Annotated in this window: 20 protein-coding genes; 8 read left to right on the forward strand and 12 right to left on the reverse strand. The window is 75.8% G+C overall.

The window, feature by feature from the left end:
- The first annotated feature begins 98 nt into the window (after positions 1–98).
- Positions 99–1178 carry an alkene reductase gene (locus BD833_RS14935; protein WP_166533927.1) on the forward strand — a complete coding sequence of 360 codons (1080 nt, stop codon included), beginning with the start codon at positions 99–101 and terminating at the stop codon, positions 1176–1178.
- Positions 1179–1388: 210 nt separating this feature from the next.
- The gene (locus BD833_RS14940) at positions 1389–2291 is read left to right on the forward strand and encodes a GGDEF domain-containing protein (RefSeq protein ID WP_243737686.1); all 903 of its coding nucleotides are present in this window, start codon (positions 1389–1391) and stop codon (positions 2289–2291) included.
- Positions 2292–2297: 6 nt separating this feature from the next.
- Here BD833_RS14940 and BD833_RS14945 read toward each other — a convergent pair whose 3' ends face one another.
- Complete coding sequence (locus tag BD833_RS14945; protein WP_166533928.1) at positions 2298–3524, reverse strand: EAL domain-containing protein; 1227 nt, start codon at positions 3522–3524, stop codon at positions 2298–2300.
- A 162-nt stretch (positions 3525–3686) separates the two neighbouring features.
- Between BD833_RS14945 and BD833_RS14950 the strand changes: the two genes are divergently transcribed.
- Positions 3687–4307 (forward strand): dihydrofolate reductase family protein, encoded by a 621-nt coding sequence (locus BD833_RS14950; protein WP_166533929.1) that lies wholly within the window; start codon positions 3687–3689, stop codon positions 4305–4307.
- A gap of 21 nt (positions 4308–4328) precedes the next feature.
- On the opposite strand, the gene BD833_RS14955 is transcribed toward BD833_RS14950, so the two are convergent.
- The gene (locus tag BD833_RS14955) at positions 4329–4820 is read right to left on the reverse strand and encodes a hypothetical protein (RefSeq protein ID WP_166533930.1); all 492 of its coding nucleotides are present in this window, start codon (positions 4818–4820) and stop codon (positions 4329–4331) included.
- Between the two features lie 48 nt (positions 4821–4868).
- Positions 4869–5510 carry an NAD(P)-dependent oxidoreductase gene (locus BD833_RS14960; protein ID WP_166533931.1) on the reverse strand — a complete coding sequence of 214 codons (642 nt, stop codon included), beginning with the start codon at positions 5508–5510 and terminating at the stop codon, positions 4869–4871.
- Between the two features lie 257 nt (positions 5511–5767).
- Here BD833_RS14960 and BD833_RS14965 point away from each other — a divergent pair, with 257 nt between their 5' ends.
- Together BD833_RS14965 and BD833_RS14970 are read left to right on the forward strand one after the other, a co-directional pair.
- Entirely contained in the window at positions 5768–6901 is a 1134-nt protein-coding gene (locus BD833_RS14965; protein WP_166533932.1) for a serine hydrolase domain-containing protein, read from the forward strand.
- The gene (locus BD833_RS14970; RefSeq protein ID WP_166533933.1) at positions 6901–7452 is read left to right on the forward strand and encodes a hypothetical protein; all 552 of its coding nucleotides are present in this window, start codon (positions 6901–6903) and stop codon (positions 7450–7452) included. Before BD833_RS14965 ends, BD833_RS14970 begins: the two co-directional genes overlap by 1 nt.
- A 4-nt stretch (positions 7453–7456) precedes the next feature.
- Here BD833_RS14970 and BD833_RS14975 read toward each other — a convergent pair whose 3' ends face one another.
- The 3 genes from BD833_RS14975 to BD833_RS14985 all read right to left on the reverse strand — a co-directional run bounded on the left by BD833_RS14975 (position 7457) and on the right by BD833_RS14985 (position 9684).
- Positions 7457–8125 carry a maleylpyruvate isomerase family mycothiol-dependent enzyme gene (locus BD833_RS14975; RefSeq protein WP_208092682.1) on the reverse strand — a complete coding sequence of 223 codons (669 nt, stop codon included), beginning with the start codon at positions 8123–8125 and terminating at the stop codon, positions 7457–7459.
- Positions 8126–8186: 61 nt separating this feature from the next.
- Entirely contained in the window at positions 8187–9119 is a 933-nt protein-coding gene (locus BD833_RS14980) for an oxidoreductase (RefSeq protein ID WP_166533934.1), read from the reverse strand.
- A 97-nt stretch (positions 9120–9216) separates the two neighbouring features.
- Entirely contained in the window at positions 9217–9684 is a 468-nt protein-coding gene (locus tag BD833_RS14985; protein ID WP_166533935.1) for a winged helix-turn-helix transcriptional regulator, read from the reverse strand.
- A gap of 117 nt (positions 9685–9801) precedes the next feature.
- Between BD833_RS14985 and BD833_RS14990 the strand changes: the two genes are divergently transcribed.
- Positions 9802–10548 (forward strand): thioesterase family protein, encoded by a 747-nt coding sequence (locus BD833_RS14990; protein WP_166533936.1) that lies wholly within the window; start codon positions 9802–9804, stop codon positions 10546–10548.
- Positions 10549–10564: 16 nt separating this feature from the next.
- Here the strand turns inward: BD833_RS14990 and BD833_RS14995 are convergent, their stop codons facing one another.
- Complete coding sequence (locus BD833_RS14995; RefSeq protein WP_166533937.1) at positions 10565–12766, reverse strand: MMPL family transporter; 2202 nt, start codon at positions 12764–12766, stop codon at positions 10565–10567.
- Positions 12767–12896: 130 nt separating this feature from the next.
- On the opposite strand from BD833_RS14995, the gene BD833_RS15000 reads away from it, so the two are divergent.
- The gene (locus BD833_RS15000) at positions 12897–13523 is read left to right on the forward strand and encodes a TetR/AcrR family transcriptional regulator (RefSeq protein WP_243737687.1); all 627 of its coding nucleotides are present in this window, start codon (positions 12897–12899) and stop codon (positions 13521–13523) included.
- On the opposite strand, the gene BD833_RS15005 is transcribed toward BD833_RS15000, so the two are convergent.
- The 5 genes from BD833_RS15005 to BD833_RS15025 all read right to left on the reverse strand — a co-directional run bounded on the left by BD833_RS15005 (position 13496) and on the right by BD833_RS15025 (position 18515).
- Positions 13496–14143 carry a response regulator gene (locus tag BD833_RS15005; RefSeq protein ID WP_166533939.1) on the reverse strand — a complete coding sequence of 216 codons (648 nt, stop codon included), beginning with the start codon at positions 14141–14143 and terminating at the stop codon, positions 13496–13498. The genes BD833_RS15000 and BD833_RS15005 overlap by 28 nt on opposite strands.
- On the reverse strand, positions 14140–15378 hold the full coding sequence (locus BD833_RS15010; RefSeq protein WP_166533940.1) for a sensor histidine kinase: 1239 nt from the start codon (positions 15376–15378) through the stop codon (positions 14140–14142). Before BD833_RS15010 ends, BD833_RS15005 begins: the two co-directional genes overlap by 4 nt.
- Positions 15379–15404: 26 nt before the next feature.
- Positions 15405–16613 (reverse strand): hypothetical protein, encoded by a 1209-nt coding sequence (locus tag BD833_RS15015; RefSeq protein ID WP_166533941.1) that lies wholly within the window; start codon positions 16611–16613, stop codon positions 15405–15407.
- 112 nt (positions 16614–16725) lie between these two features.
- Entirely contained in the window at positions 16726–17388 is a 663-nt protein-coding gene (locus BD833_RS15020; protein ID WP_166533942.1) for a response regulator transcription factor, read from the reverse strand.
- Positions 17385–18515 (reverse strand): sensor histidine kinase, encoded by a 1131-nt coding sequence (locus tag BD833_RS15025; protein ID WP_166533943.1) that lies wholly within the window; start codon positions 18513–18515, stop codon positions 17385–17387. Before BD833_RS15025 ends, BD833_RS15020 begins: the two co-directional genes overlap by 4 nt.
- Positions 18516–18698: 183 nt before the next feature.
- Between BD833_RS15025 and BD833_RS15030 the strand changes: the two genes are divergently transcribed.
- Entirely contained in the window at positions 18699–19574 is an 876-nt protein-coding gene (locus BD833_RS15030) for an ABC transporter ATP-binding protein (RefSeq protein WP_166533944.1), read from the forward strand.
- Positions 19575–19587: the final 13 nt, after the last annotated feature.

Below are 19587 nucleotides of genomic sequence, written 5' to 3' on the forward strand. Positions count from 1 at the left end.
CGTTCGTGCACGAAACGGTCCATCCGGCCGCGCGTGATGAACGCCCCAAGATCGGTCGATCCGGAATCCGGTCGCCGGGCAGGGCGGTTGCGCCCGGCATGGACCTGTTCTCCCCCGTGCGGCTGGGCGACCTCGAGCTCGCCAACCGCGTCGTCATGGCCCCGCTCACCCGCATGCGCTCCGGCCGCGCCGGCATCCCGCGCGACATCGTCGTCGAGCACTACGAGCAGCGCGCCGGTGTCGGCCTGGTCGTCACCGAGGGCACCTTCCCCAACGAGGAGTCCCGCGCGTTCGCCGGCCAGCCCGGCATCGTCACCGACGAGCAGGCCGAGGGGTGGCGTCGGGTCGCCGACGCGGTCCACGCCCGCGGCGGGCGGATCGTCATGCAGGTCATGCACGGCGGCCGGGTCTCGCACCCCGAGCTGACCGGCACCCGGGTGGTCGCCCCCAGCGCCCTGCCGATCCGCGGCGAGGTGCACGTCGGCGGTGGCGTGAAGCAGCCGTTCCCGGTGCCGCACGCCCTCACCACCGACGAGGCGCGAGCCACCCTCGCCGACTTCGTCGCCGCGTCGGAGCGGGCCGTCGCGGCCGGCCTGGACGGCGTCGAGCTGCACGGCGCCAACGGTTACCTGCTGCACGAGTTCCTCTCGCCGGCGTCCAACCAGCGGGACGACGTCTACGGCGGCAGCCCGGAGAACCGGGCCCGCTTCGTCGTCGAGGTGGCCACCGCCGTGGCCGAGGCCGTCGGCCCGGGCCGGGTCGGCCTACGGATCTCGCCGGAGCACAACATCCAGGACGCCCTCGAGACCGACCGCGAGGACGTGCTGGCCACCTACGGCGCGCTGATGGACGGGCTGCGGCCCCTCGGCCTGGCCTACCTGAGCGTGTTGCACGTGGAACCGGGCGGCGACCTGGTGCAGGAGCTGCGCCGGCGCTTCGGCGGGCCGCTCATCGCCAACAGCGGCTTCGGCACGGTCACCACCCGCGAGGAGGCCCTCCGGCTGATCGACGACGCGCACGCCGAGGCCGTCGCCGTGGGCCGTCCGGTGCTCGCCAACCCGGACCTGGTGGCGCGGTGGCGGGGGGAGCACCCCGAGAACCAGCCCGACCCGGCGACGTTCTACGCCTCGGGCCCCGAGGGGTACACCGACTACCCGTTCCTCGCCGCCGCCCGCTGAGCTCGCGGGGCCGCCCGGGCGTCCGCCCGGGCGGCCCCGGGATGCGCCACGACCGTGTTTCGCCTGGTCACCGGGCATGCATGGGCAGGATTTGGCCGAGATCAGGTTAGGCAACGGGGGCTGACGGGGCAGGTCACAGAGGTTCCGGGGGCTCCCGTACCGTGCGCCACCGATACTGAACCGTTCCGTCTGCCGCCTCCGGGAGTGCCAGTGACTGTGCAGGGAGCCTCGTCGCCACGGCCCCGCACGTCCGCGCAGGATCCGGTCGACCTCGCGCACACGTTCGTCCAGGTGGTCGACGCCCTGCTCTGCATCGTCGACGGCGACGGCCGCATCCTGCTGGGCAATCCGGCGCTGCAGCGGTTCACCGGCCTGGACGAGGACCAGCTGATGGGCCGGCGGTTCTGGGACGTCTGGGTGGTCGCCGACGACATCCCGCAGGCTCGGGAGGCCGTCCGCGCCGCGGTGGCCAGCGGTCAGGCCTACGCGCTGGAGGCCGACTGGGTCGACGGCCGGGGGGAGCTGCACCGGGTCGCGCTCCGCAACACCATCCTGCTGGACGACGACGGCCGGCCCTACGCCATCGCCTGCGTCGGCATCGACGTCACCGCCGACCGCGCCCGCGAGGCACGGCTGCGGCACCAGACCCGCACCGACCTGCTCACCGGCGTGGCCAACCGGGGCGCGCTGTTCGACGCGCTGCGCGCGCGGCTCGACGGGTCCGGGTGCGGCCTGCTCTTCTGCGACCTCGACGACTTCAAGACGGTCAACGACCACTACGGGCACGGCATGGGCGACCAGCTGCTGGCCGAGGCCGCCACCCGCCTCGTGGAGGTCGCCGGACCCGACCACATGGTGGCCCGGTTCGGCGGCGACGAGTTCGTGGTCCTCTGCCCGGCCGGGGACGAGCACGAGCTGGCCGCGCTCTCCGCGCGCGTCGTCACCCGCCTCGGCATGCCCTTCCCCGGGCCGGAGGGGCCGCTGTCCATCGGCGTCAGCGTGGGAGCCGCCGTCGGCCGGTCGGGGGAGAGCGCCGACGCGGTCATCGCCCGGGCCGACCGGGCGATGTACGGCGCGAAGAGCACCCAGCGCCGCCGGGCGCCGCGCGACTGACCCAGGTCAGACGACCGCGGTCGCGTCGGCGTCCCGCCGGGGCCCGGGGATGCGGGCGGCCGCCGTGTCGGCCAGGGCCTCGGGAGGTCCCGGGCGGCCGTAGAACCAGCCCTGGCCGGAGTCGACGCCCAGGCCCCGCAGCGCGGCGTGCTCCTCGGCCGTCTCAACGCCCTCCGCGACCACCTCGACCCCGCAGCCGTGGGCGAACTCGGCGAGGGAGGCGACCAGCTTGGTGAGCACCGGGTCGGCGTGCAGGCCGGTGACGATGCTGCGGTCGATCTTGATGACGTCGGGCGCGGTGACGACGATGTGCCGCAGCGAGGAGAACCCGGCGCCGACGTCGTCGATCGCCAGCCGCAGGCCGGCGGCGCGCAGCGGGTCGAGCACGGCGGCCAGCGCCGCGTAGTCCTCGACCCGGTCGTGCTCGGAGAGCTCGAGGAGGACCCGCGGCAGGGGCAGCCGGGCGAGCAGGGCGGTGCACCCGGGGGTCAGCAGCGTCGCGGGGGAGACGTTCATGGCCACGTACCCGTCGACGCGGTCGAGCAGCGCCGCGGCCCGCTCGAGGGCGAGCAGCTCCAGCCGGTGGCCCTCGCCGATGCTGTGCGCCTCGGCGAAGCAGGCGTCGGGCGGCATGTCCCAGCCCGCGGGGAACCGGCTGAGCGCCTCGGCGCCCACGCGCTGCCCGGTCGCCAGGGTCACGACCGGCTGGAGGACGACGGCCGGCCCGCCGGCGGCGATCAGCGGATCCAGCCGGCCGGCGATCTCCTCCCGCCGTTCCTGGGAGCGCACCTCGGGCTCGATGATCACCGCGGCGGCCGACGCCAGCACGTCCATCAGCGCCTTGTCGCGGGTGGTCAGGTCCTTGTCGGAGGTCAGCCCGGCGGCGCAGAAGGTGCCGTACAGCGTGCCGTCGCTGAGCCGCACCGGCACCGAGACGTAGCTGCGCAGCCGCGGCATGCGCGCGGCCGGCAGCTCCATCGCCGCCGGGAAGCGCGTGAGGTCGGGGATCACCTGCGGCAGCTTCCGGTCGAGGATCGCCTGGCAGAGGGTCACCTCCTGGCGCTGCTGGTAGCCCTCCTGGAAGAGGAACGGCACCGAGGTGTCGACCACCTCCAGGTGCTGGGTCGTGCCGTCCAGCCGGCTCAGGAACGCGACGCTGAGCCGCAGCGACTTCCGCGCGGTCTGCAGCAGGTCGGCGATCTGCTGCTCGGCCGGCGTGCGACCTCTGCCCACGTGTCCCTCCTCCGACGTGCCGTCCCGGCGGTCATCGGCACGTCCGGGCCGGCGCCGCAGCGGCTGTCCCCCGGCCGGATGACCCGCCGGGGACCGATGAGAAGCGCCCCGGCCCGGCGTCTGACCCCTCGACACCGCACTTCCACCTCGGAGGAGAACCCCATGCGCGCGCTCGTCGTCACCACGTTCGTCACCATGGACGGGGTCATGCAGGCCCCCGGCGGGCCGAAGGAGGACACCTCGGACGGCTTCCGCTGGGGCGGCTGGCTCGTGCCCTTCTTCGACGAGGACATGGGCGGCCAGATGGAGGCCTGGTTCGCCCCCGCCGAGGACTTCCTGCTCGGCCGCGGCACCTACGAGATCTTCGCCGCGCACTGGCCGAAGGTCCCCACGGAGGGCGATCCGGTCGGGACCGCCCTCAACACGAAGACCAAGCACATCGCCTCGCGCACGCTGACCTCGGTGGAGTGGGAGACCGCCCGCCTGCTGGAGGGCGACGTGCCCACCGCCGTCCGCGCGCTCAAGGGGCGCGACGGCGGGGAGCTCCAGGTGCACGGCTCCGCCGGGCTGGTCCAGACCCTGCTGCGCGAGGACCTCGTCGACGTGCTCCGGCTGATCACCTTCCCGGTGACCGTGGCCGGGGGCAAGCGGCTGTTCGGCGAGGGGGCGACGCCGCGGACCTGGCGGCTGGAATCGTCGGCGGTCAGCTCCACCGGCGCCGTGATGGCCGAGTACCGGCGGGCCGGGGAGCTCACGACCGGCGACTTCACGCTGCCGGACTGAGGGCGCGACCACCGGCGGGGCTCAGGGCCAGCGCTCGGCCGGCGTGCTCCTCCCCAACCCGGTGGGCACCGGGACGGCGAACCCGTCGGGATGCTCGTCGGTCCACCGGCGGGGGTCGGCGAGCAGGGCACGGGCCGCGTCCGGCGCGATCAGCGGCAGGTCGGCGGCGTCGTAGTCGAAGTCGACGACCGGGTCGGCCAGATCGGCGGGCTCGGCGTCCTGGTGCACCTCGATGAGCCCGGCGTCGAACCACCGCAGGAGCTGCGCCGAGCACGCCTGGGGGTCGAGTTCACCCCAGGCGGCGGGGTCGTCGATGAAGTCGCCGTCGGTGATGCCGGTGAGCCACGCGTCGTCGTGCACGGCCTGGTACATGGCGGTGCGGATGACGTCGTCCGCACCGCGCTGGTCGGCGGCGGGGTCGGGGACCACCCGTCGCCGACGCCTCCCGGGCGTGACCATCCCCGGGATCTCGGGCTCCTCGTCCCCGCGGTTCTTCCTCAGCCAGCCGAACACCGGCGCCACCTCCTGGGCGGCCATCCTGCCGGGCGGCCGCCCGGGCGGTCAGTAGCCGACGGTGAAGCGTGCCCGAAGGTGGGTCGGCTGCTCGATCTCGTCGACCAGGGCGCGGGCGAAGTCGGCGCCGCTGATGAAGGAGCCGCCGTCGGCGTCGGTGAGGAGCACGTCCCCACCCACCCGGTAGCTGCCGAGGGCCTCGCCCGGGGCGTAGGCGCCGAAGCCGGCGGGCGGGCTGACGTAGAACCAGTCGAGGCCGCCGGTGGCCCGCAGGTCGTCCAGCGCGCCCGCCATCTCCACGCTCTCCGGGCGGTACTCGGCCGGGAACTCCGCGGTGTCGTAGAGCAGCGGGCCGCCCTCGGCCACGTGCAGCGAGCCCGCCCCGCCGACGACACCCAGGCGGACACCGGCCTGCTCGGCCTCGGCCGCCAGCGCGGCGATGCCGTCGCGGACCGACCCGGCCATGTCGCCGCGCGGCGCGACGGTGACGACCACGACGTCGGACGCTGCCAGCACGGCTGCGCGGGCTCCGGCGTCCAGTAGCGAGCCCTGGACGTACCGCGCGCCGTCGACCCGCTGGTCGGGGAGCGTGCGGCTGACGGAGGTCGCCTCGTGGTCGCGCCGCACCGCCTCCGCGACGAGCGCGCCGCCCGCGTAGCCCGTTCCGCCGAACACACCGATCCGTGCCATGTCCCTGCCTCCGCTCGCTCGATCCCGTCTGCGTAGCCGAACCGGAGGAGGTGGTTGAGCATTCCACTATCACGGACCAGGAGTCGGTCGCGCGCCTTCGGGGAACGGGCCCCCTGCCGCCGTCCGCGGCCGACGCCTTCCCCGGACCCGCAGCCCGGGCCCGGGTCGTCGCGGGGCCCCTCGGTCCCGCCCGGGGGTGTGTCCGTGGTCTCATCGGGCAGGGGCGGCCGGCGGGCCGCGACGACGAGGGAGGGTCCATGGCCGAGGTCCACGGCAGCTGCGACGAACGCTTCGCGGGGGTGCGGGAGGCGCTGGCGCGGCAGCTGGACGGCGAGGAGCTCGGCGCGTCGGTCGCCGTCGACCTGGACGGCGACACCGTCGTGGACCTGTGGGGCGGCTACCGGGACGAGGCGCGCACCCGGCCGTGGTCGGAGCACACCGTCGTCAACGTCTGGTCGACGACCAAGTGCGTGCTCTCCCTGGCCGCGCTGATGCTCGTGGACCGGGGCGAGCTCGACCTCGACGCCCCGGTGGGCGACTACTGGCCCGAGTTCTGCGCCAAGGGCAAGAAGGGCGTGCTGGTGCGCCACCTGCTGTCGCACACCTCCGGGGTCTCCGGCTGGGAGCAGCCGTTCTCCATCCGCGACATGTACGACTGGACGTCGGCCACCGAGCGGCTGGCCCAGCAGAAGCCGTGGTGGGAGCCGGGCACGGCGTCGGGCTACCACGCGAACAACCAGGGGCACCTGGTCGGCGAGGTGATCCGCCGGGTCACCGGCACGACGTTCAAGAAGTTCGTCGCCGACCGGATCGCCGACCCGCTGGGCGCGGACTTCCAGATCGGTGCCCGCGAGTCGGAGGTCTCCCGCATCGCCCCGGTCGTCGCCCCACCCCGCCCCGACGTCGACCCCCGCACGCTGGACCCGGAGTCGGTGAGCGTGAAGACCTTCACCGGGCCGACGGCGTCGGCGAAGGCGGCGAACTCCCCGGAGTGGCGGGCGGCGGACCTCGGCGCCCTGAACGGGCACTCGAACGCCCGCGGCGTGATGCGGGTGCTGCGGACGCTGTCGCTGGGCGGCGAGGCCGGCGGGGTGCGGCTGCTGTCGCCGGAGACCGTCGAGCAGGTCTTCGACGTGCAGGCCGACGGGGTCGACCTGGTGCTGGGCGCGCCGTTCCGGTGGGGGACGGGCTTCTGCCTGGGCTCGCCGACGGTGCCCTACGTGCCGGAGGGGCGCACCTTCTTCTGGGGCGGCTGGGGTGGCTCGCTGGTGGTCATGGACCTCGACCGCCGGCTGACGATCAGCTACATGATGAACCGGATGGGCAGCGGGCTGATCGGCTCGCCGCGCAGCGAGGCCTACGTGCGCGCGGTGTACGAGGCGTTGCGCTGATGGAGCTCGACGACGTCCTGCCGCGGCCCGAGCACGTCACCCGGCAGGCGCGGTTCGTCGCCGCGCCGCCGGCGGTGGTGTGGGAGGCGCTGCACGACGTCCGGCTGTCGGTGCTGCCGGTGACGCTGGCGCTGAGCGCCGTCCGGTTCCTCCCGGTGGTGCTGTCCGGCCGGGGGGTGGGTCAGCTGCACGACCGGCCGTTCCTCGATGCGCTGCCGGTGCCGCTGCTGGCGTCGGACCCGCCGTCGGCGGTGGTCTTCGGTGGCGCGCTGCAGGCCTGGCGGCCGACCGGTGGGGACGACGGCCCGGCCCTGGACGCCGAGCAGTTCCGCCGGTTCACCCAGCGCGGCTGGGTCATGGCCGCGATGGACTTCCGGCTGACCCCGCGCGGCAACGGGACGGAGCTCTCCTCGGAGACACGGGTGATGTCGACCGACGCGGAGACCCGGCGCCGCTTCGACCGCTACTGGCGGCTGGTGCGACCGGGCAGCTCGGCGATCCGCTGGGAGGTGCTCACCGCGGTGGAGCTCCGCGCCACCGGCCGGCTCTGAGCGGTCAAAGGGGCGCCGGCTCCGACTGTCGCAGCCGGGCCGCGACCTCCCCCAGCGCCGGCCCGCTGAGCCCGTCGAGCCCCGCCGCTCGGCCCGTGGCGAGCAGCAGCAGGTCGCCGGTCGCCCCCCACGCCGCGGGGCCGCCCGTGCCGGCCGACCAGTCCGCGTCGGTGGCGACCAGCCGGAGCCCGGTGAACCGTTTGTCCGGGCGGCCGTAGAAGCCGTTCGCCCACACGTGCTCCAGCGCCGGCAGCGCGCGCTCGGGCCGCATCTCCCGGTGCCGCCCCAGCGGGCGGGCGATGTCCTGCCCGTGGACGAGGATGTCGGTCAGCGGGTCCAGCGGTCCGCTGAGCGGCACCCGGTGGTCGACCGCGGCGGTGGCCCGGAGCAGCGCGACCAGCTCGGCCGGGGAGTGCTCGGCCGACAGCTCCCGCGCCCACTCCGCCTCCGCCCGGTCGAGGCTGCCCCGGGCGAGGACGACGTGGGCGAGCGTCGCCCGCAGGGTCTGCCGGTGCGCCAGCGTGAGGTGGGCGAGTACGTCGTGCACGGTCCACTCCGTGCAGAGCGACCGCACCTGCCAGTCGGAGTCGTCGAGGGTCTCGAGGAAGTCGCACAGGTCGTGACGCTCGGCGGCGACGTCGGCGAGCATCCCGACCCGGGGTCGTCTGGGCATGGTGGTCCTCCGGTACGCGGTGTCGGAGGAGGAGACCGGCGGGACGCGCGGAACTGAGCGGTCAGCGCGCGGCGGCGACGTCGAGCAGGACGTCGGTCTCGCGCTGGGAGACCGCCCACAGCTCGTCGATCCGGCGCTGCAGGTCCCACCGCCGCAGCAGCGGGCGCCGGACGGCGGGGCCGCTGGAGCCGTACCGCGGCGCGTAGAGCTCCCCGCCCCGGGCGTGCGGATCGGTGGCGGCGCGCAGCTGCGGGCGGGCGCCCTCGTTCGGCGTCATGCCGTTGCGCTGGGCCAGCACCTCGGAGATCGCGCCCAGCCACCCCGCCCCGCCCTCGCGGACCGTGCGCGCCTGCAGGTCGGTGTTCGACAGCCCGGGGTGCGCCAGCAGGCTGGCCGCCGCGACGCCGACACGGTCGAACCGCTGCTGCAGGCCGAGGCCGAAGTGGTAGTTGGCCCACTTGGCGCGGGCGTAGGCGCGCCAGGGCCCGTAGCCGCGGGTCAGGTGCGGGTCGGCCGGGTGCACCGGGCCGCCGGCGAACCGGGCCACGGAGGTGACGGTGACGACGCGGGCGGCCTCGGCGCGCAGCAGGGCCGGCAGCAGGTGCGCGGTGAGCGCGAAGTGGCCGAGGTGGTCGACGCCGAACTGCTGCTCGAAGCCGTCGTCGGTGCTCCGCCGCGGCATCGCCATCAGCCCGGCGTTGTTCAGCAGCAGGTCGACGCGCTCGTGGGCGGCCTGGATCGCCTCCGCCGCCCGGGCCACCGAGGCCAGCGACCCGAGGTCGAGCGGCACGATCTCCGTCGACGCGTCCGGGTTGCGCTCGTGGATGCGGGCCTCCGCCGCGCGCGCCTTGTCCTGGTCGCGGGCGGCGAGCACGACGTGCGCCCCGGCGCGGGCCAGCTCGTGCGCGCTGACCAGCCCGAGCCCGCCGTTCCCGCCGGTGATCACCGCGACGCGGCCGGTCTGGTCCGGGATGTCCTGCGGGGTCCACGCCATGGCGGCCAGTCTGGGGGGCGCGTCGTCGTCCCGCCCCGGCGGCTGTGCACGAACGGGTGCCTCGCACCCCGGGAGGCACCCGTTCGTGCACATCCGGTCAGCGCGGCAGCGGACCGTGCCCCGGCTGGCTCCCGTCGGGCACGTGCCGCTCGATCCCCCGGCCGACCCGCTCGCCGCACACGTCGCAGACCCACGAGGCGGAGATGCGGTGCCCGGAGTGGTGCAGCTCGACGGGTGGGGTGTCGGCGACGTGGCGGTCGCCCCACTGCATGAGCGCCTGCAGCACGGGGAGGAGGTCGCGCCCGGCCCGCGTGAGGTGGTAGTCCGACCGCGGCGGGTTCTGGCTGTACTCCCGCCGCTCCAGGACGCCGGCGTCGACGAGTTCGCCCAGCCGGGCGGCCAGCCGCTCCCGGGGCGCGCCGGTGCCCCGCAGGATCTCGCTGAACCGGTGTGCCCCCAGCGACACCTCGCGGACGACGAGCAGCGCCCACCGGTCGCCGACGACGTCGAGCGCGCCGGCGATGGAGCAGCGGCGCCCCGGGAGGTCGTCGAGTCGAGTCGTCATGCCTCCAGGTTCGCATACCGAACCGACTCGGGTACGGTCCCGACCAGTCGGTTCGGATGTCGAACCACCAACCGGACGGGAGCCGCCCGTGCGCGCTCCCGCCGAACAGGGGACGCCATGACCCTCGCCACCGGACGCCGGCTGGTCTTCGACCCCAGCTGGCGGTCGTTCACCCACACGCAGGGCGGCCTGCTCGTCGGGCACCTGCTCGACGCCGCCGCCGACCTGGCCGGGGCTCCGCCGCGCGCGGTGACCGCACACCTGCTCGGCGGGGTCGCCGCCGCGACCGAGGTCGTGGTGAGCGCGACCGCCGACCGGGCCGGGCGCACCGGGAGCGTCCGCAGCGAGCTGCGCCAGGACGGCGAGCTGCGCGCGGTCGCCCAGACCCTCACCCTGGCCCGCCCGGTGTCCCCGGGCATCGAGCACTGGGCGCCGGTGGAGCTGCCGCGGGTCGGCGACGGCGTCCCGTTCGAGCTGCCGCGGGAGTACGTGCCGGTCGCCGAGCACACCGAGATCCGGGCGCTCGGTGCCGCCCGCCCGCTCGCCGGGGGTGCCGAGCCGCGGCTGCACGCGTGGGTGCGCATCCGGGGCGCGGAGCTGGCGCCGCTGGTGCAGCTCGGGGTGCTGCTCGACGCGCTCCCGCCGTCGCTGTTCGCCGTCCGGACGCTGCCGGCCACCATGCCGACGGTCGAGCTCACCGCGCACCTGGCCGGCCCGGTGCCGGAGACCGGCGCGTGGGTGCGGGTCGACCAGCGCACGACCTGGGCCGACGCCGACATCGCGGTGGACGAGGTCGAGCTCCGGGCCGCGGACGGCTCGCTGGTGGCGCGGGGCCGGCAGACCCGGCGACTGCCGCCCAGCTGAGGCACCTGCGGCTGCGTCAGCTCCGGACGGGGACCGGCTCCTCCACCGGGCGGACCGGCTCGCGCTGCTCGAGCGCGGCGCCCTCGATGTCCACGTCGGGCAGCGCCCGGTCCAGCCAGCGCGGCAGCCACCAGGCGGCCCTGCCCAGCAGGGTCATGACCGCCGGCACCAGCGCCATCCGGACGACGAACGCGTCGACCAGGACGCCGAACGCCAGCGCGAAGCCGATGCTCTTGATGGTCGCGTCGTGGCCGAGGATGAACCCGCCGAACACCGAGCCCATGATCAGCGCGGCCGCTGTCACCACGCGGGCGCCGTGCCGGAAGCCGCCGATCACGGCGTCGGTCGGCTCGGCCCCGTGCACGTGCTCCTCCCGCATCCGGCTGACGAGGAACACCTCGTAGTCCATCGCGAGCCCGAACAGCAGGCCGATGAGCAGGATCGGCAGGAAGCTCAGCACCGGCCCGGTCTGCTCGACACCGAGCAGGTCGGCCAGCCAGCCCCACTGGAACACCGCGACCAGGGCGCCGAACGTGGCGGCCAGGCTGAGCAGGAAGCCCAGCGTCGCCTTGACCGGCACCAGGATCGACCGGAACGCGAGCATCAGCAGCAGGAACGCCAGGCCGACGACGACGGCGAGGAACACCGGCAGCGCGTCGGTGAGCTTCTCGGACACGTCGATGCCCAGGGCGGTGTTGCCGGTGACCGCCAGCTCCGAGCCGGTCTCCTCGGTCAGCCCGGGGCGCAGGTCGCGGATGTCGCCGACCAGCTCCTCGGTGGCGGCCGCGGTCGGCCCCTCGGCCGGGACGACGGTCAGGATGGCGGTGTCGCCGGCCTGGTTCGGGATCGGGGGTGCGACCGCGGCGACGCCGTCCAGCTCGCCGACGGCGGCGGCGGTCGCGGCGAACGCGGCCGGGGCGTCGCCGGCGTCCGTGGCGTCGATCAGCACGGTGAGCGGGCCGTTGAAGCCGGGGCCGAAGCCCTCGGCGAGCAGGTCGTAGGCCTGCCGCTGGGTGGTCTCCTCGCCCAGGTCGCCCTCCGAGGGCAGGCCGAGCCGCAGGTCCAGCGCCGGCACGGCGACGATGCCGAGCCCCACCACGGTGGCGAGCAGGACGGCGACCGGGCGGCGGGTCACGGTGCGCGCCCAGCGGGTGCCCGCGGAGTCCCGGCCCGCCAGCTCGGCCTGCCGGCGGCGCAGCCCGGGCACCGCCCAGCGGTCGAACCGGTCGCCGGCGAAGCCGAGCAGCGCGGGGACCAGGGTGAGCGCGACCAGGACGGCGACGCCCACCATGCCGGCGGCGACCAGGCCCATGGTCGTGAGGAACGGGATGCCGACGACGGTCAGCCCGGCGAGGGCGATCATCACCGTGAGGCCGGCGAAGACGACGGCGCTGCCCGCGGTGCCGACGGCCCGGCCGGCGGACTCCCGCGCCGGCATGCCGGTGGCCAGCTGCTCCTTGTGCCGGATGCTGATGAACAGCGCGTAGTCGATGCCGACGGCCAGGCCGATCATCAGGCCGAGCGTCGGGGTGGTGCTGGTCAGGTCGACGACGGCGGACAGCGCGAGCACGCCGGCCATCCCGGCGCCGACGCCGATCAGCGCGGTGAGCAGGGGCAGCCCGGCGGCCAGCAGCGACCCGAAGGTGATCGCGAGGACGACGAGCGCGACGAGGACGCCGATCGCCTCGGCGGCGCTCTGCCCCGGGATCGCCTGGGTGGCCTCGCCGCCGAGCTCGACCCGCAGCCCGGCGTCCTCCGCCCCGTCGGCGACGTCGAGGAGCTCGGCGCGGGCGGCGTCGGTGATCTCGTCGACCTGCACGCCGTAGCTGACGGTGGCGTAGGCGACCGAGCCGTCGGGGGAGACGGCCTGGGTCTGGAACGGGTCGGCGACCGCGGCGACCTGCTCCGCCTCGGCCGCCGCGGCGACGGCCTGCTGGATCGCCTCGGTGAGCTCGGGATCGGTGACCGCGGCGCCCTCGGGGGCGGCGAACACGATGCGGGCGGTGGCGCCGCCGGCCGCGCCGCCGGGAAAGCGCTCCTGGAGCGTCTCCAGCGCGGTGACCGACTCGACGCCGGGGATGGTGAGCTGCGCGTCGGCGTCGCGGCTGAAGGCGCCGGCCAGTCCGCCGAGGACGACCAGCGCCAGCACCCAGGAGATCAGGACGGTCCAGCGGCGGGAGAAGGCCCAGCGTCCGAGACGGTGGAGGAGGACGGCCACGAGTGCGCTCCGGGGGTCGAGGGCGTGCCGGCGACGCTGAGCCGCCTAGCCGATCGGCAAGCATGCTACTAGCCGATCGGCTAGGTGGGAGATGAGGCGCGTCACGTCGGTCGCTGGCTACGCTGTGCCGGTGACGAGCGCGGGAACCGCAGGTAGCGGCCGGTCGGCCGGCGCGCAGCGGGTGCTGGACGCCGCGCTCGAGCTGTTCAGCGAGCACGGCTTCGAGGGCACCAGCCTGCAGGACATCGCCGACCGGCTGGGCGTCACGAAGGCCGCCGTCTACTACCACTTCCACACCAAGGACGAGCTCCTGCTGGCGCTGGTGGAGCCGGCCTTCGACGAGCTGCTGGCGTTGGCGGACTCCGGTCTGCAGGCCCGCCGGCGCGGTGGCCTGGACGTCGCCGGCTACGTGGACTACCTGCTGCGCCACCGCCGGGTGGCCGCGTACCTGACTCGCGACCCGACGGCGATGAGCCGGCCCGGGCTCGTGGAGAAGGGCACCCGGATGCGCGAGCAGGTCGAGGCGATGCTGCTCGGTGGCGACGGCGACGACCTGGGGAACCTCTGGGGCGCGGCGACTCTGCAGGCGCTCGCCGGGGCCCTGCTCGCCGCGCCGCCGGATGCGTCGGAGGAGTGGCTGCGCGAGGAGCTGACCGAGCTGGGCGCGCACCTGCGCGCCGGCTACCGGAAGGCCGCCCGCCGCCGCGGCGGGAGCGGGACGGTGCAGCCTCAGACCGGCATGAAGCCGGACCGGTAGGCGAGGACGACCGCCTGGGTGCGGTCCCGCGCCCCGGTCTTGGCCAGGACGGCGGCCACGTGGCTGCGCACGGTCTCGACGCCGACGACCAGCCGGTCGGCCATCTCGGCGTTGCTCAGCCCGGCCGCCATCAGCCGGAGGACCTCCTGCTCGCGCGGAGTCAGGCGGTCCAGCCCGGGGTCGCCGGTGGACCCCGTCGACCGCGCGTGGCGGCGGGCGAGCTCCCGGACGGCGTCGGGGAACAGCAGCGACTCCCCGCGGGCCACCGTCCGGATGCCGTGCAGCACCTCCTCGGGCGACGACCGCTTGAGCAGGAACCCGTCGGCGCCGGCCGCGAGCGCCTCGAACACGTGGTCGTCGTTGGCGAACGTGGTGAGCACCAGCACCCGGGCCGCCGAACCCGCGCGGACCAGCGCCCGGGTGGCCGCGATGCCGTCCACCCGCGGCATCCGCACATCCATGAGGACGACGTCCGGGGAGGTGCGCCCGACCAGGTCGAGGACCCCGGTGCCGTCGCCCGCCTCCCCGACGACCGCCATGTCCGGCTCGCTCCCGACGACCGCGGCCAGCCCCCGGCGGATCAGCGGCTCGTCGTCGACGAGCGCCACCCGCAGCGTCATCGCGCTCCTCCGCGCGCGTGCACCGGCAGCTGCACCTGGAGCCGCCAGCAGCCGTCGTCCCCGGGGCCCGACTCCAGCCGGCCGCGCAGGTCCCGGACGCGCTCGCCGACGCCGACGAGCCCCCGGCCGCCCCGGTCCTCGGCCGGCAGAGCGCCCGGGACGGTGTTCACCAGGCGCAGCCGCAGCTCGTCGTCCCCGGCTCGCACCTCGAGCCGGCACGCTGCCCGCGGCGCGTGGCGGATCACGTTGGTCAGCCCCTCCTGCACGATCCGGTAGGCCTCCCGGGAGACGAGGGCCGGCAGCCCGGGCAGGTCACCGGTGACGTCGGCCGACACCTGCGCACCGGCCCCGCGGGCGTCGGCGAGCAGTCGCTCCAGGTCGCGGAGGTCGGGTGCCGGGGCGACGTCGTCCGGGGTTCCCTCGTCCTCGCGGAGCAGCCCGAGCACGTGGTCGAGGTCGACCATGGCCCGCCGGGCGGCGTCCTCGGTGGCGCGGATCGCCTGCTCGGCGGCCGCCGGGTCCCGGACCAGCAGCCGGCGGGCGGCCCCCGCCTGCACGCTGGCCAGGCTCAGCGCGTGCCCGACGCTGTCGTGCAGCTCGCGGGCCAACCGGTCGCGGCCGGCGAGCAGCGACACCGACGCCTCCGCCGCGGCCAGCCGCTCGGCGGCCGGATCGGCGAGCAGTCGCGGGGCGAGCGCGGCCATGGCCCGCCCCAGCAGCTCTCCGCCGGCGAGGCAGAGCAGCGCGATCCCGGCGGCCAGGGCCAGCCTGGCCGGCGGGGCCTCGGGCGGGGTCAGGCCCGGGAGGAGCGACCCACCCAGCTCGCTCGGGCCCGCCGCGACGACCGCGGCGGTCGGCACGCCGATGATCAGCAGCGCCCCGGCGAGGGCGCCGGTGGCGACGTGCAGCACGAGCAGGACGGCGCTGCGTCCGCGCTGGGCGCTGGTCGTGGCCGGACCCGGGCGCTCCTGCGGGCGCCCGGTGAGCAGCCCCGCGACGGCCGCGCCCTCGATGGAGCGGACCTCGGCCAGCGTCCCGATCGCGGCGACCGGCGCGGCGAGGACCAGGCCCGCGAGCAGGACGAGGAGCACGACCGGCATCCCGGTGGCCCAGAGCACGGAGACCGGCCAGGCGAGGACGACGCCGACGGCCAGGCCGATCGCACCGCCCAGCAGGAGGTAGATCCACCGGTGCAGCGAGCGCCGGATCGCCGGGGTCGCCGTCCCTCGCTGCACCGGTGCATCCTCGCAGCGGACGGCGCTCACGGGCGCACCGACAGCGCCGGCTCCCCCTGGCCGCAGGTGGAGCAGGCCCCGCGGCGCCGGTAGGCGTACGCGGTCACGGCCGCGGCGAGGGCCAGGCCCCACGGCAGGGTGGGGAAGATCAGCAGCAGGGCCGCCTGCATCCCGTCGCCCGCGGTCAGGCCTTCGAACCCGGCGAGGACGACGCCGGGGCTGGCGGCCAGCAGCACGGCGGCGACCAGGCCGCCGGCGACGACCGGCACGCGGACCGGCACCGGCCGCCCGCGCAGCCCGGGGACCCAGCCCGGCCACACCTCGCCCCAGGGGCGGATGAGCCCGACCGTCAGCACGGCGCCCCCGAGGGCGGCGAGGCCGAGCCCGAGGCCGAACAGCCGCGTCGCGGTCCCGAGCTCGGCGCCCCCGGGGAGGCCCAGCGGCCACGGGGTCAGCCAGGTCGCCCGGAGGAATGCGTAGGGCAGCGGGCCGGCCACGGCGGTCCACGTCGCGATCCGCCCCCAGCGCAGCGCGTTCGCCGGCTCGGTCCAGCGGGCGGCGGGGCGGCCGCAGGCCGCGCAGCGCCCGGCCACCGAGCGGCGCAGGAGGACGGCAGCCGCCCCCCACAGGACGGCGCCGGAGAGGACCAGCCCCAGGTGCGCCGGCACCAGGGCGTTGGCGGCGAAGCCGCCCGCGAGCTCCGACCCCAACCGCGAGAGGGCCTCCCACCGCAGCAGGCCGGAGACCACGCCGGCGACGAGCACCGCACCGACGCCCAGCAGCGCAAGGCGGGCCCGGCGGTCGCGGAGCGAACCGACCACGAGGACGGCGACGAACGCGGCGGGGCCGACGATGGCGCACAGGTAACCGAGCAGCGACAGCACGCCCAGATCGGCCGAGACCGCGCCCAGGAGCACCGCCTCGACGGCCATCACGAGGGGCAACCCGGGGATCCCCCGCCGCCGGCGGGCTGCGATGGCGAGCACCAGGCCGGTGGCGGCCAGGCCGAGCACCGTCCAGGTGGTCACCGCGCCCGGGAGCAGGGCGACCAGCCCGAACCGGCCGTCGTCGTCGAACCGGGGCCGGCTGCCGGGATCGAGCAGCCAGCGCAGGGCGAACGCGAGGTGCAGGGCGCTCCAGGCGGCCGCGGCCAGCAGGATGCGGTCGAGCAGTGCGCTGGAACGGAACGGCCCGGCCCGGCGAACCGGTGGGTGGTGGTCGTGGGCGACGGTCACGGGAACCTCCGGGGGCGACCCCGGGCCTCTCCCGGGTGCGTTCCCAGACTCGTGAGCCGGCGTCGTCCGCTGCTCCCCCGCGCGGGGGATCCGCCTCCGCCGGGCGGGTGGCTCAGCCCTCCAGCAGGCCGGCCTCGTGGGCGAGGATCGCCGCCTGGGTGCGGTTGACCAGGTCGAGCTTGGTGAGCAGCCGGGAGACGTAGGTCTTCACCGTCGCCTCGCTGACGAACAGCCGCCTCGCCAGCTCGGCGTTGGGCTCGCCGGTGCCCAGCAGCGCCAGCACCTCGCGCTCCCGGTCGGAGAGGTCGGCGATGCGGCGCAACGCCTCCGCCTTGCGCGGAGCGGCCTTCTTGTCCACGTAGGACTCGATGATCGCGGCGGTCACGGCGGGGGAGAGGGTCGCCGTCCCGTCGGCCACCGCCCGCACCGCGGCGGCGATCTCCCGCGGCGGGGTGTCCTTGAGCAGGAAGCCCCCGGCGCCGGCGGCCAGCGCGGCGTGCACGTACTCGTCGACGTGGAAGGTGGTGAGGACGGCGACCTGGGGCGGGTGCGGCAGCGCCAGGATCTGCCGGGTGGCGGCCAGGCCGTCCATGACCGGCATGCGGACGTCGATCAGGACGACGTCGGGCCGCAGCTCCGCGGCTGCCCGCACGCCGTCGGCCCCGTTGCCCGCCTCGCCGACCACCTCGAAGCCGCCGGCGCTCTCCAGGACGGTCCGCAGGCCGAAGCGCACGAGCTCCTCGTCGTCGACCAGCAGCACCCGCACGCCGCTCATACCGGCAGCACCGCCTCGACGAAGAAACCGCCGTCCAGCCGTGACCCGGCCGTGAACCGGCCGCCGAGGGTGCGCACCCGCTCAGCCAACCCCACCAGGCCGTACCCGCCACCGGACGCGCCCGCGGGATCGCCGACCGGGGCGCCGTTGAGCACCCGCACGGTCAGGTCCTCCCCGGCCCGCTCGAGGGTGATCGTCACCGGAGCGCCCGGCGCGTGCTTGCCGGCGTTGGTGAGCGCCTCCTGCACGATCCGGTAGGTCGCGCGTCCCACGGCCGGGTCGACGGGGGCGAGCTCGCCGCGCAGCTCGACCTGCATCCCGGCCCGCTGGGCCTCCTCGACCAGCCGCGGGACGTCGTCCAGACCGGGCTGCGGGCCCAGCGGGGCGTCGTCGTCCACCTCGTTCCCGCGCAGCACACCGACCATCTGGCGCAGCTCGTCGAGGGCCTGCCGGCCGGCGTCCTGCACGTTTCCGGCCAGGAGGGCGACGCGGTCGGCGTCCCGCGCGGCCATCTCGATGGCGCCGGCCTGCAGCACCATGAGGCTCACCCGGTGCCCGACGACGTCGTGCATCTCGCGGGCGATGCGGGTCCGCTCGGTGAGGACGGCGTCGCGCGCCAGCAGCTCCCGCTCGGTCTCGGCCTTCTCCGCCCGGTCGCGGAGCGCCACCACCAGCTCCTCGCGGGCCCGTACCCAGGCCCCGATCACCCCGGGGAGCAGCAGCAGCAGCGCGGCGGCCGCGAGCAGGACGGCCATCTCCAGCAGCGACTGCGGTGCCCAGGGCCGGACCACCGCGATCATCCCGACGACGGCGGCCGCGATCCGCTGCCGCCCGCGGCCCTCGTAGCGCCCGACCGCGTAGGCGGAGATGATCAGCGCCGCGTTCAGCGCGGGGGAGATCGCCGCACCGAGCGCGCTGACGAGGAAGACGGCCAGCGGTGCCCGGCGGCGGCGGAGGAGCAGCAGGCCGGCGAGCAGCACGGCCACGACCGTGAGGATCTCCGGCGGGAGCGGCCCGGCGTCCTCGGCCGAGACGGCGATCGACCCGAGCGACAGCAGGGCCAGCACGACCTCCAGGACGACGCCGCGACGGCGCAGCCCCGGCCACAGTCGCTCCCGCAGCCTCATGCGTCGGAGCGTAGGTGGGCGGGCCCGGCCGGCGGGTCGCCCGGGAGGGGATCACCCGGATCGACTTTCGGATGACGGGACCGCGCCGTCCGGTGACCGCGATCGAGGCTCCCGGCCGACGCGGTGACCTGCGCCTTCGCGGCAGATTCCTCTCCAGCAACGGACGACTCCCCGGAGGTTCCCATGATCACGGTCAGCGGACTGACCAAGCAGTACGGCGGACGGACCGTCGTCGACGACGTCTCCTTCACCCTCGAGCCCGGCACGGTGACCGGCTTCCTCGGCCCCAACGGCGCGGGCAAGACGACGACGATGCGGATGATGACCGGCCTGGTGCCGGCCACCTCCGGTTCGGCGACCGTCGACGGGCGGCGCTACGCCGACCTGCCCAACCCGGGCGCGGTCATGGGCACGCTGCTCGACGCCGCCGCCGTCCACCCCGGGCGCACCGGGCGGGCGCACCTGCGGCTGCTCGCCTCGGCGATCGGCGTGCCGGCGACGCGGGTCGAGGAGGTCCTGTCGCTGGTGGGGCTGGCCGACGCGGCCGGGCGCCGGATCGGCGGCTACTCGCTGGGCATGCGCCAGCGCCTCGGCATCGCCGGCGCGCTGCTGGCCGACCCGCCGGTGCTGATGTTCGACGAGCCGGCCAACGGCCTGGACCCGGAGGGCATCCGGTGGATGCGCGACCTGCTGCGCGGGCACGCGGCCCGCGGCGGCACGGTGCTGCTCTCCTCCCACCTGCTCGGCGAGGTCGAGCACACGGTCCACCGGCTGCTGGTGATCGGGCAGGGGCGGATCGTCGCCGACGGCCCGGTGAGCACGCTGCTCGGCGGCGACGGCGTCGCCGTGCGCGCCGTCGACCCGCGGGCCCTGGCGGCCGCGCTCGAGGCGGCGGGGTTCCACGTGCAACACGGGGACGACGACGTGCTGACGGTGACGGGCGCCCAGCCCGCGGACGTCGGCGCGGTGGCCGCCGCGGGTGGTCACGTCCTGCTCGACCTGCGCCCGGTGCAGCGCGGCCTCGAGGACCTCTTCTTCCAGCTCACGGCCGCGTCGTGACCGCGACCACCTC

The sequence above is a fragment of the Blastococcus xanthinilyticus genome (assembly GCF_008124835.1).
Classification (GTDB): Bacteria; Actinomycetota; Actinomycetes; order Mycobacteriales; family Geodermatophilaceae; genus Blastococcus; species Blastococcus xanthinilyticus.